Here is a 12,213-nt window from a genome sequence, read left to right as displayed (position 1 = left end):
TTATCATCCTGTTCTCCCGCTTCGTTTAAATTTATTTATCAATCAATTTGACTTAAGAGGGCGGCGTGCTACATTAATTAACAGTAATATGTTTATGTAATATTAAGTCAACTATGCAATCATTACATGGGAATTGTCTAATTGCGTACGCAAGACATAAATATATTCTCACCATGGTTAATGGTGAATATCGCTATTTTAATGGCGGTGACCTGGTTTTTGCGGATGCAAGCCAAATTCGAGTAGATAAGTGTGTTGAAAATTTTGTATTAGTATCAAGGGATACGCTTTCATTATTTCTGCCGATGCTCAAGGAGGAGGCATTAAATCTTCATGCACATAAAAAAATTTCTTCATTACTCGTTCATCACTGTAGCAGAGATATTCCTGTTTTTCAGGAAGTTGCGCAACTATCGCAGAATAAGAATCTTCGCTATGCAGAAATGCTACGTAAAAGAGCATTAATCTTTGCGTTGTTATCTGTTTTTCTTGAGGATGAGCACTTTATACCGCTGCTTTTGAACGTTTTGCAACCGAACATGCGAACACGAGTTTGTACGGTTATCAATAATAATATCGCCCATGAGTGGACACTAGCTCGAATCGCCAGCGAGCTGTTGATGAGTCCAAGCCTGTTAAAGAAAAAATTGCGCGAAGAAGAGACATCATATTCACAGTTGCTTACTGAGTGTAGAATGCAACGTGCTTTGCAACTTATTGTTATACATGGCTTTTCAATTAAGCGAGTCGCAGTGTCCTGTGGATATCACAGCGTGTCGTATTTCATTTACGTCTTTCGAAATTATTATGGGATGACGCCCACAGAGTATCAGGAGCGATCGGCGCAGGGATTGCCGAACCGTGACTCGGCGGCAAGTATTGTTGCGCAAGGAAATTTTTACGGCACTGACCGTTCTGCGGAAGGAATAAGATTATAGAATTTTACTCAGACATAAAAAAAACCCGGCATAGGGGACCGGGAAGAGGATAGTCTGCCGTCTCCAGACTAATAAACCGTTATAACACTCCCTGTTGGCACGGGAAACTTTGTGCTCTCAGTAAGTTAAATATAACTTTTACTGGAAATAAGATCAGCCATTTTTTTATAAACATAAGCTATACGCTGTGCGAAAATATATTCGTGCTGCATTTACTTATTATCAATTAACTGTTATGCAAAACTACTTTGTGGATAAATTTTGGTCCTACCAAATCTGGCAGTTTTTGCGCTAAGAAACAGTCTGGCAACATTTCATTAGTATACTGAAATTGAAATAATCGCAGTATGAAATATAAGGGATAATCATGACTCATGTCTGCTCGGTGATCCTCATTCGTCGTTCATTCGATATTTATCATGAACAGCATAAAATATCGCTGCATAACGAGAGTATCGTGCTGCTGGAGAAAAATTTGGCAGACGATTTTGCGTTTTGTTCACCGGATACGCGACGACTGGATATCGATGAGCTGACAGTTTGCCATTACTTACAAAATATTCGTCAGCTACCACGCAATTTAGGGTTACATAGCAAAGACCGTCTATTAATTAACCAGTCACCCCCCATGCCGCTGGTGACGGCGATTTTTGATAGCTTCAATGAATCCGGGGTAAATTCACCGATACTGAGCAATATGCTCTACCTTTCCTGTTTATCGATGTTTTCTCATAAGAAAGAACTGATCCCCTTACTTTTCAATAGCATCAGCACTGTTTCAGGAAAAGTTGAACGCCTTATTAGCTTTGATATCGCCAAACGTTGGTATCTGCGCGATATCGCGGAAAGAATGTATACCAGCGAGAGTCTCATCAAAAAAAAGTTGCAGGATGAAAATACCTGTTTCAGTAAAATATTACTCGCTTCCAGGATGTCGATGGCCAGACGATTACTCGAGTTACGTCAAATTCCTCTGCATACTATTGCAGAAAAATGTGGCTATAGCAGTACGTCGTACTTTATAAACACATTTCGACAATATTATGGTGTAACGCCACATCAGTTTGCGCAACATTCGCCAGGTACCTTTTCCTGACATATTTTGCATTTGAATATTGGTCAGGATCTCACACCTGCTTCATGTGAAACTCTTCCCTGATGATTTCTGCCGGGCTACCGGCTAGTTCTCTTTCGCAGTTTGCCAGGCGGTATAGGTATTTTCAGGAGGAAAAGACTCGGCATGTTTGGGATTATTAAGCTGACAATTCATACGATTACGGGAATGTGGGTCAGTATTGTGCTGTTCAAATTGATGACGAATGGCTGGAGTGGTTTCTACTTTCAGTGCTGTGTACTAAGCCTGGTATTCCTGACGGTTAGCTGGTTGTTGAGTGGTGAATGGTTAGCAGGAAAGAGTAAGGCTGAACCTTCACGTTCAACCTTACTCTCATTTACACGTTACGCTTTTTTAAAGCGGGCAAAGAGATGTTCCACTACAACGAAAAAGACCGGAACGAAGTAAATTGCCAGCACTGTTGCGGCAAACATCCCGCCCATCACGCCGGTACCTACCGCGTTTTGCGCGCCAGAACCGGCACCATGACTGATAACCAGCGGCAGCACGCCGAGAATAAAGGCCAGAGAGGTCATCAGGATTGGGCGTAAACGCATCCGCGCCGCTTCGATGATTGCCTCTATCGGCGTTTTCCCTTCTTTTTGCATCATCTCAACGGCAAATTCGACAATCAGGATGGCGTTCTTGGCGGAAAGCCCGATGGTGGTCAGCAAACCAACCTGGAAGTAGACGTCATTACTTAAGCCGCGCAGATCGGTGGCCAGTAATGCGCCAACGACGCCTAACGGAACAACCAACATCACCGAGAACGGAATTGACCAGCTCTCATAGAGTGCGGCGAGGGCGAGGAACACCACGACCAGTGAAATGGCATACAGTGCAGGAGCCTGGTTTGAGGATAACGCTTCCTGATACGACAGTCCGGTCCATGAGTAGCCGACGCCTGCCGGAAGTTTAGCGACCAGGTCTGCCATAAATTTCATAGCGTCACCGGTACTTTTCCCGGCCGCCGCTTCACCTAAAATCTCCATTGACGGGATGCCGTTGTAGCGTTCCAATCGCGGTGAACCATAGGTCCATTCGGTAGACGAGTAGGCAGAAAGCGGTGCCATCGTGCCAGAGGCGTTGCGTACATACCATTGGTTGATGTTATCCGGCAACATACGGAACGGCGTGCCTGCCTGGACATACACTTTTTTCACCCGCCCCTGGTTGAGGAAGTCGTTCACGTAGCTGCTGCCGAAGGCGGTGGAAATTGTCTGGTTGATATCAGACAGCGCCACACCCATTGCCTCAGCTTTCGCGGCGTTGACGTTCACTTTGAACATCGGCGTATCTTCCAGGCCGTTCGGGCGTACCCCGGTGACCTGGTCAGGCGATTGCGCTGCCAGTGATAACAGCTCGTTTCGTGCCTGGGTTAGTTTTTCGTGCCCCAGGTTACCGTTGTCCAGCAGTTCCATATCAAAACCTGACGCGGTACCCAGTTCAGCCACCGCGGGTAAGTTGAACGGGAAGACGACGGCTTTATTGATACTGCTTAACGCAATCATTGCCCGCTGAATGATCGCGGTAACCGAGTTTTCCTCACCGACACGTTCAGACCACGGCTTGAGACTGATAAACGCCAGGCCGTTGTTTTGCCCCTGGCCGCTGAAGCCAAAGCCGCCAACGGTAAACACCGACTGAACATTATCTTTCTCTTTTGTAAGATAATAATCCGTCACCTGTTGCAGCACTTTCGTGGTGTTAACCATGGTGGCACCGGAAGGTAACTGCGCGGTGGTCATAAATACCCCCTGATCCTCTTCTGGTAAGAAAGAGGTCGGTGTACGCAGGAACAGCACCGCCATCCCGGCGCAAATCAGCAGGTAGACCACCATGTAGCGACCGGTACAACGCAACAGCGAGCGGGTGCTATCGGTATAGTGCTGAGTTGATTTTTCAAACAGCGTGTTGAAGCGTGCGAACAGGGCGTTAGGTTTGTGACCGCCTTCCGGCGCGGCTTTCAGAATGGTGGCGCACAGGGCAGGGGTCAGGCTCATTGCCACAAATACTGAAAGCAGCATGGAGGAGATCAGCGTGATGGAGAACTGGCGGTAGATCTCCCCGGTTGCGCCGCTCATAAAGGCCATCGGCATAAACACTGCGGAAAGAACAACAGCAATACCGACCAGCGCACGTTGGATCTGCCCCATCGATTTATGCGTCGCTTCCTTCGGTGGTAGCTTATCTTCCGCAATGACACGCTCGACGTTCTCCACCACCACGATGGCGTCATCCACCAGTAACCCTATCGCCAGCACCATCCCGAACATAGTTAACGTGTTGATGGTGAAACCGACCGCCGACAAGATCGCAAACGTCCCGAGAATAACCACCGGTACGGCAATCGTCGGGATGATTGTGGCACGGAAATTCTGCAAAAACAGATACATGACCAGGAAGACGAGGATGATAGCCTCAACCAGTGTTTTAAAAACTTCCTGAATAGAAATTTCGATAAACGGCGTGGTGTCGTAAGGATAAACCGTCTTCAGACTTGCGGGGAAATAGGCTGATAAGCGGTTCAGCTCCTCTTTGACTGCCCGCGAGGTATCCAGGGCGTTTGCTCCGGTAGCCAGTTTGATGGCGATCCCGGCAGCAGGTTTGCCGTTATAGCGCGCCACGGTGGAATAATCTTCCGCTCCAAGTTCGACGCGGGCGACATCACGCAGCAGCACTTGCGAACCATCTTGCTGAACTTTCAACAGGATTTTGCCAAATTCTTCCGGCGTTTGCAGACGCGTCTGCACAATGATTGAGGCGTTTAGTTGCTGGTCTGCCGCCTGTGGCATGCCACCCAGTTGACCACCGGAAATCTGGTTGTTTTGCACCTTAATCTGGGAAATAACATCGGAAGGTACCAGATTGTATTTATTGAGTTTTTGCGGGTCCAGCCAGATACGCATGGCGTACTCGGAACCAAAGAGCTGTACGCTACCAACGCCCGCGGTACGGCTTAGCGGGTCTTTGATATTAGACGCTACATAGTCCGCGATATCGTACTGGTTGAGGCTGCCGTTATCAGAAATAAACGCCGCTACCATCAGAATATTACTGCTCGACTTATCAACGCTAATCCCCTGCTGCTGCACCGCTTCAGGTAATGAAGGCATAGCGAGTTGCAGTTTATTTTGCACCTGAACCTGTGCGATATCAGGAGATGTCCCAGTCTCGAAGGTCAGAGTGATAGAGGCATTACCCGCCGCATCACTGGTTGAAGACATGTACATCAGGCCATCAAGCCCATTCATATTTTGCTCAATCACCTGAGTGACCGAGTCTTCTACCGTTTGCGCATCGGCACCTGGATAGGTAGCGCTGACGGTAATGGTCGGTGGCGCAATCTGCGGATACTGCGCAACCGGTAAGTTCATGATCGCCAGACCACCTGCAAGCATCATAATAATGGCAAGTACCCAGGCAAAAACCGGGCGATCAATAAAATAGTTAGCCATGAAAGTCCCCTTAAGCCTGCAACGTTATTGTTTCGATTCGGTGCTGGCGTTTTCCTGGCTGGAGGAAATTGCTCGTGCTTTGATACCCGGACGAATGCGTTGCAAACCGGAAACGATCACCCGATCGCCAGCCTGCAAGCCAGAGGTGACAACCCACTGGTCGCCGATGGCTTTGCTGGCTTCAATTTCGCGTAGCTGCACAACATCGTCTTTATCCAGAATGAGCGCCGTTGCTTTACCCTGGGCGTTGTGGGTGACGCCTTCCTGCGGCACCAGTAATACATTCTGGCGGCTACCTTCATCCACTAATGCCGTGACGTACATGCCAGGCAGCAAGTCACCATTTGGGTTGGGGAAAATCGCCCGTAACGTCACGGAGCCCGTGGTTTCATCCACCGTCGGGTCGGAGAATTTCAGCGTGCCGGTCTGGCTGTAGCGTTTACCATTTTCCAGATTGAGCTGTACTGGCGTACTGCCCTGAACCTGTTTGATTTGCCCACTGGCGACCTCTTCTTTCATGCGTAAGAAATCCTGCACCGACTGCGTGAGATCGACATAAATCGGGTCCAGACGTTGTACGGTAACCAGCGAATCTGCCTGATTAGCGGTAACGAGTGCGCCGACGGTCACCGACGATTTCCCGCTGACGCCCGTAATCGGCGAGGTGACATTCGCGTATTGCAGATTGATCGTCGCCTGTTCAACAGCCGCTTTGGCGACGGTGACATTGGCTTCTGCTTCATTCAACTGGGTGCGCGCGGTGTCGTAATCCTGACGGCTAACGTAGTTGGTCTTCAGCAACGATGCCTGGCGGTTAAAGGTGATGCGGGCATTGCTGGCGGTAGAGAGCGCTTTCGCCAGCGAGCCTTTGGCGGAGTTTAGCTCGGCCTGTAAAGGTGCAGGATCAATCTGATACAGCGAATCGCCCTGGTTCACTTTATCGCCTTCGATAAAGTTGCGTTTAATGATAATACCGCCCACCTGGGGACGTATCTCGGCAACTTCATAAGGAACGGTTCTACCGGGCAATTCGCTCAACACATTGACCGAACCGGGGGAGAGTGTGACGATACCGACCTCAGGCGTCATGGCGGCGGCGTTTTCCGCCGATTTGTCATCGCAGGCGGTGAGCATCGCGCCGCAGAATAACAACGGTATTAACAGCTTTCTTCTTCTGTTCATTTTAGTCCCTGAAAATTCTTGAGAAATAACGGTTCTTTAAATTGCGCGCGAGGAGAGATATGAGGGATTTACAGACCAGCGGCATAGTGGGGTTGTCAGCCAGTAAGGTGGGATACAGGCACAGTGATCGACATGGTGAGGTCAACGACAAAAAAAATGTTGCCGTTCTGCCAACAGTTCCTGCCAGCATTCGGGCAACGAAGGGTTCTACTGGTGGATACACATACCAGGGGAATAAAGTCGTTTTAGCCTCTCCTTTAGTAATCACCGGGGGTAATGAAATCAGCATCTGCATCCCTCGTCATGCCAGCCATCAATTTCAGTTGCTTATGTCCTGACTAAAAATAAGATGTGATACCCAGGGTGACGATGTCGCTCATACGTCTTAGTTTCAGCTTGTACATAATGTTGAATTTCTGAATCTTTAATGTTTGTTGCGAAATATTGAGCGTCGACGTGATATTGCTTTCATTTTTATTTTTCAGAATCAGTTGCATAATTTTGAACTGATTATGTGAAAAACATAATTGTGAATTCTTATGGGGCAAGTGTTTACCATAAGTAATCTCAAGAAGATTTTTGATACTTTCTTTGCGGCTAACAAAATAAATAGGCGCTTTAGCTTTTAGTTTACTGATGTGATAAGGTGCCAAAACAATAATTCTCTCGGCATCTAATTTCTCCAGAAATTTAATCGCTTCTTCATCAAGGATATGATTGTGATAGGTATCAATGATAACCTTGAAGGGTTTATTGCCTACTTTTTTGATCTCTGACAGGGAATTGATTTTTATCATTTCGTGATTATCTTTCAACTGCCAAAAGCCCTGTAAAAGAAAAGAATCTTTCGTCATGAGAAAAATCATAACTTGCTCCTTAGCCGTTATCGTTTCGAACATGTCATCCTTTTCATTATTTACATCCTTGTCCGAATCGTTGTTCAATATAGTAAACGCCTATAAGAACTTTGCCCTTCGTGAACTAATACGTCTATTAACACTAATCAATACTTCAGATTTATCCATCACGCACTCCATATATTGATCCTAAGTAAGATTCCTGGTTGTTATCAATTTGTAAATATCAAACAAAAAGTTAACGTTTGCGGATTACTGCCCAAGAATAAGTTATCAATAACCAGTTTGTGATCTCTGAAGAATATTACTAAAGTTAAAATGTAATCCGATTTAAATATCGAGTCTCCTTGTTTCGACTTAAGCTGGCAATTGGATTGCCAGCTTTCTTTTAACGCATTGAAATTACCTGAGTAAATAACGCATTCATGTCTTCAGGTTTTTATATAGCGTCTGGAGACACGGATATTTATGCAATGTAATCAACGCCAGTTGCAAAAAAATGAACCCGGATTACTTATTTAACCGCCCATAGCATCAACGCTTACGGAACTCTTTGTTCACTTTCCCACAGCACTTTTAAAACATTAAACCTGACTACGGAAAATATCAGCCATGATAATGTTTGAAATGGCTAATTTGCCATGGAGTGAAAAAAATTAGATGAAATTCAGTAGGTTGAAATGATCACTAGCAGGTAATTATTTCAATGATAGTGCGCAATTGATCTACAACACTGCGTAGCGGAGAGAGTATTAATCGGATCATAGTCACATCAAGTGACTATGATCCGGGTGACAACCGGGATAATTATTGCTGCTTAACGAACAAACTGGCGAAGCTGAACAGGCTGGCGGCGCTAAATATCAGTTCAATTCCCACCAGTGTGGAAACCAGCGTTACAGACACCATCGGCGTTGCACCAAGGAATATCCAGGCAATGACGATATCCAGCACACCAATAACGAGCTGTAGCCAGCTGCCTTTCATTGAACGCTGACGATACCAACTCATCAGGCGAATAACCCCTGCAACACAGAACAAACCGGCAATAAATGCCGCAATGGCAAAAATGCCCAGCTCCGGTGCGCGGATGAAGAAATAGCCGATCAATAAATAGGCGACTGCGACGAGGAAACCGGATAATACCGGCCAGAAATTATGACTGCGGTTGCTGAATAACCCGACAATAAGCGCAATACCCGAGCAGATTAATAATGCACCCACTACTGTGCTTAAAATATCGCCAGAGACGAACGGGAAACTGATACACAGCAACCCGACGATAAACAGCAGCACGGCAATAAACTGGATTGCTCTGCGATGCTTTTTAAGCATCTCCAGATCAAACTTCAAAATTGTTGCCTTATCTATATATAACATAGAACCACCCTATAAAATTAAGAAGAAAATCCCCTGCTATCAATCTATGCCAAAAACGCGTCTAAGAATGCAGTCGATTTAATAAAAATTTCCTAATTACAGTATCTGATGCATCTGTAACTCATTGTATTGAAATAAAAATATCTGATTTTGATATTTTCCATCAACATGACATATACAGAAAACCAGGTTATAACCTCAGTGTCGAAATTGATTCGTGACGGCTCTTTCACTTTATAGTTGAGGATATTACGATGAAAAAAGTATTAGGCGTTATTCTTGGTGGTCTGCTTCTTCTGCCAGTTGTGAGCAATGCAGCGGATGCGCAAAAAGCAGCTGATAACAAAAAACCGGTCAACTCCTGGACCTGTGAAGATTTCCTGGCTGTGGACGAATCCTTCCAGCCAACTGCAGTTGGTTTTGCTGAAGCGCTGAACAACAAAGATAAACCAGAAGATGCGGTTTTAGATGTTCAGGGTATTGCAACCGTAACCCCAGCTATCGTTCAGGCTTGTACTCAGGATAAACAAGCCAACTTTAAAGATAAAGTTAAAGGCGAATGGGACAAAATTAAGAAAGATATGTAATTCCGGGAATGCGTTACATCGTACTTCCTTGCATATTGAACAGGCCGGAATATCTTCTTTAAAAGCAGCTATTCCTCCTGTTCATATATAATCTCTATATTGAATGGGTTACAAAATGAATATTTCATCTCTCCGTAAAGCGTTTATTTTTATGGGCGCTGTAGCGGCTTTGTCACTGGTGAACGCACAATCTGCGCTGGCAGCCAATGAATCCGCTAAAGATATGACCTGCCAGGAATTTATTGATCTGAATCCAAAAGCAATGACCCCGGTTGCATGGTGGATGCTGCATGAAGAAACAGTATATAAAGGTGGCGATACCGTTACTTTAAATGAAACCGATCTCACTCAAATTCCTAAAGTGATCGAATACTGTAAGAAAAACCCGCAGAAAAATTTGTATACCTTCAAAAATCAAGCATCTAATGACTTGCCGAATTAATGAGGTACAAGTAAAAAGGAGTAGCAAGTTGAGCCATCTTGCTGCTCCTTTTTGCATTTTTATATGACAGCAGAATTTATTATACGTCTTATACTCGCGGCAATTGCCTGTGGCGCTATTGGCATGGAAAGGCAAATGCGCGGCAAAGGAGCAGGGTTACGCACACATGTATTAATTGGCATGGGAAGCGCCCTGTTTATGATTGTTTCGAAATATGGTTTTGCTGACGTGCTGTCTTTAGATCACGTCGGACTCGACCCCAGCCGTATTGCTGCTCAGGTGGTGACGGGCGTCGGGTTTATCGGTGCAGGTAACATTCTCGTTCGTAACCAAAATATTGTAGGTCTGACGACGGCAGCGGATATCTGGGTGACCGCCGCCATAGGTATGGTTATTGGCAGCGGTATGTACGAACTGGGTATTTATGGTTCAGTGATGACCTTGTTGGTGCTGGAAGTCTTCCATCAATTAACCTTCCGCCTGATGAACAAAAATTACCATTTACAGCTGACATTACTGAACGGTAATACGGTATCAATGCTCGACTGGTTTAAGCAGCAAAAAATAAAAACGGATTTAGTTTCGTTGCAGGAAAATGAAGATCATGAAGTGGTCGCCATTGATATCCAGCTTCATGCCACAACGTCGATAGAAGACCTGTTGCGATTATTAAAAGGTATGGCAGGGGTGAAAGGCGTTTCAATTAGCTAATCTGTGTGGCAGCGTAGCCAGACTCACCGTAAGCCTGAAATTCACACCAGATAATCAATATGCTGATGGCGTACCAGCTCATTGATCCGCTTAAGATTGAGGATCATCATGATATTGTGTTTATGGCAGTAGAACGTTTTTAGCGATATTTTCAGTTTCTCCAGAATATCTTCCGTTGTCATTTGATTCGCAATGCAGCTCAGAACCTGATGTTGCTTGCGCGAAAGTGACACAGCCGCTTCAGGCACAGAGCAGTAACTGCCATTGATGAGTGCGACAAAATCAATGATAGTGATAGTCCGCGGAACAAAGGTCACCGGCACTTTCCCCAGGCAGCGTTTAATATTAAAGGGGGAGAAAATAATCACATGGACAGGTTTTAATCGTTCAATTTGAGTGAGAAAATTAGAATGAAATACATTATTCATTAATGTATCAATAATGACGAAGGCATTCTGATGCAACATTACGTCGATCTCTTCTTCGTTCTGTATATGAACGACATTACCTTTACTCAGAATGTTTTTCATCGCGGTGAAGAACATCGTATCCCTGGTAATTATAAGAAACATAACCGACTCCTGGTGCGGACATTAACTTTATAATCAGTTTGCCAAAGGTAATTAACAGGACAGGGCTTATAATAATAATAGTTAGCTTACTGTATATTAATTTTATGTAATACATGATGCAGATGCTGAGAAAGCATCTGCATCTTTCGGTGGTGTTATTTGACCAGCTCAGGTGTTACCTGACTCACCGCATTGGTGTAGTAAGGCGCACCCCAGCCCGGTTCCGGCCAGAATGCACCATAGCCGTAATCCCACAGGTTATAGGTGGTATTAACCACTTCTCTCAAATGCCACACCTGGATGCCCTGCATATTCACTTCCAGGAAGTTATACGGGACTTTATTGATAAAGCCTGGTTGTTCACCCTGAATGGTACCGAGGATGGTAACAAAGTGATTACGATAGTTCACTGGATCAAGGAAGCCGCTTTGTCTGGCGAGCAGTCGGCCCTGATAGTTGGCTTCAATATCAGGCTTCGCATAGCTATCCAACGGTAATACAGCGATTTCTAACAACGTATCCGTTTTGCCATTGATAACGTTGATAACCTTCCCACCAAAGCGCGCTTGTTGACCAACATATAACCCCGGCTGGTTATGAACAGCAACAAAACTTTTTTGAATATCAGGTTGGTTATTGCCTTTGATATTTTGCGGAATTGAACTACATGCGGCAAGCAAAAATGAAAGGCTGAGGATGAGTGCACCTTTTGTCATGTTCATGTTACTATCCTTATCAACAAATATTAAAACCATAATAGATATTTCTTTATAGTTTTCATCTGATTCTGAGGTGATATGCCTGATAGTAACGTAAACCTGTCTGATGTTTATATCCCTTCTGTTTAGTTCAATTCCGTTATTTTGGGGCGTGGTATGAGTATCCATCGCCCAATAATATAACCCTTTGTTTTAAAATTACATAAAATCTATTTTTATTCAATAATTATAAAGTGCTAATAATCAATATTAT

General features: G+C 45.0%; 12 protein-coding genes. 6 read left to right on the top strand and 6 right to left on the bottom strand.

All coding sequences use genetic code 11. The features are described 5' to 3' along the window. Nucleotides 1-113: 113 nt before the first annotated feature. Entirely contained in the window at nucleotides 114-938 is an 825-nt protein-coding gene (gene gadX / locus QZF50_RS19765; RefSeq protein ID WP_001191068.1) for an acid resistance transcriptional activator GadX, read from the top strand. A gap of 367 nt (nucleotides 939-1,305) precedes the next feature. Next, on the top strand, nucleotides 1,306-2,034 hold the full coding sequence (gene gadW, locus QZF50_RS19760) for an acid resistance transcriptional activator GadW (RefSeq protein ID WP_000149991.1): 729 nt from the start codon (nucleotides 1,306-1,308) through the stop codon (nucleotides 2,032-2,034). Nucleotides 2,035-2,396: 362 nt separating this feature from the next. Here gadW and mdtF read toward each other — a convergent pair whose 3' ends face one another. After that, on the bottom strand, nucleotides 2,397-5,510 hold the full coding sequence (mdtF, locus tag QZF50_RS19755) for a multidrug efflux pump RND permease MdtF (protein WP_000024892.1): 3,114 nt from the start codon (nucleotides 5,508-5,510) through the stop codon (nucleotides 2,397-2,399). A gap of 24 nt (nucleotides 5,511-5,534) precedes the next feature. After that, nucleotides 5,535-6,644, bottom strand: coding sequence for a multidrug transporter subunit MdtE (gene mdtE / locus QZF50_RS19750; protein ID WP_322349723.1), 1,110 nt, complete (start codon nucleotides 6,642-6,644; stop codon nucleotides 5,535-5,537). Between the two features lie 107 nt (nucleotides 6,645-6,751). Here mdtE and QZF50_RS19745 point away from each other — a divergent pair, with 107 nt between their 5' ends. Further along, on the top strand, nucleotides 6,752-7,030 hold the full coding sequence (locus QZF50_RS19745; RefSeq protein WP_001205329.1) for a hypothetical protein: 279 nt from the start codon (nucleotides 6,752-6,754) through the stop codon (nucleotides 7,028-7,030). On the opposite strand, the gene gadE is transcribed toward QZF50_RS19745, so the two are convergent. Next, nucleotides 7,031-7,558 (bottom strand): acid resistance transcriptional activator GadE, encoded by a 528-nt coding sequence (gene gadE, locus QZF50_RS19740; RefSeq protein ID WP_000576690.1) that lies wholly within the window; start codon nucleotides 7,556-7,558, stop codon nucleotides 7,031-7,033. A gap of 798 nt (nucleotides 7,559-8,356) precedes the next feature. Further along, entirely contained in the window at nucleotides 8,357-8,929 is a 573-nt protein-coding gene (hdeD, locus tag QZF50_RS19735) for an acid-resistance protein HdeD (RefSeq protein WP_000965672.1), read from the bottom strand. 254 nt (nucleotides 8,930-9,183) lie between these two features. Here hdeD and hdeA point away from each other — a divergent pair, with 254 nt between their 5' ends. The 3 genes from hdeA (at nucleotide 9,184) to QZF50_RS19720 (ending at nucleotide 10,669) form a co-directional block, all read left to right on the top strand. Continuing rightward, nucleotides 9,184-9,516 carry an acid-activated periplasmic chaperone HdeA gene (gene hdeA, locus QZF50_RS19730; RefSeq protein WP_000756550.1) on the top strand — a complete coding sequence of 111 codons (333 nt, stop codon included), beginning with the start codon at nucleotides 9,184-9,186 and terminating at the stop codon, nucleotides 9,514-9,516. A gap of 115 nt (nucleotides 9,517-9,631) precedes the next feature. Then, entirely contained in the window at nucleotides 9,632-9,958 is a 327-nt protein-coding gene (gene hdeB, locus QZF50_RS19725) for an acid-activated periplasmic chaperone HdeB (RefSeq protein ID WP_001298717.1), read from the top strand. 63 nt (nucleotides 9,959-10,021) lie between these two features. Then, on the top strand, nucleotides 10,022-10,669 hold the full coding sequence (locus QZF50_RS19720; protein WP_001307446.1) for an MgtC/SapB family protein: 648 nt from the start codon (nucleotides 10,022-10,024) through the stop codon (nucleotides 10,667-10,669). A gap of 41 nt (nucleotides 10,670-10,710) precedes the next feature. On the opposite strand, the gene QZF50_RS19715 is transcribed toward QZF50_RS19720, so the two are convergent. Both QZF50_RS19715 and slp read right to left on the bottom strand, forming a co-directional pair. Next, the gene (locus QZF50_RS19715) at nucleotides 10,711-11,241 is read right to left on the bottom strand and encodes a LuxR C-terminal-related transcriptional regulator (protein WP_000478619.1); all 531 of its coding nucleotides are present in this window, start codon (nucleotides 11,239-11,241) and stop codon (nucleotides 10,711-10,713) included. A gap of 155 nt (nucleotides 11,242-11,396) precedes the next feature. Further along, nucleotides 11,397-11,963: an outer membrane lipoprotein Slp gene (slp, locus tag QZF50_RS19710; RefSeq protein WP_001057453.1), complete on the bottom strand. Its 567-nt coding sequence runs from the start codon at nucleotides 11,961-11,963 to the stop codon at nucleotides 11,397-11,399. Nucleotides 11,964-12,213: the final 250 nt, after the last annotated feature.

The sequence above is a fragment of the uncultured Escherichia sp. genome, assembly GCF_948475835.1.
Lineage (GTDB): Bacteria > Pseudomonadota > Gammaproteobacteria > Enterobacterales > Enterobacteriaceae > ECMA0423.
The sequence above is the reverse complement of the archived record's forward strand: the minus strand, read 5'-3'. Positions and strand labels throughout refer to the sequence as shown.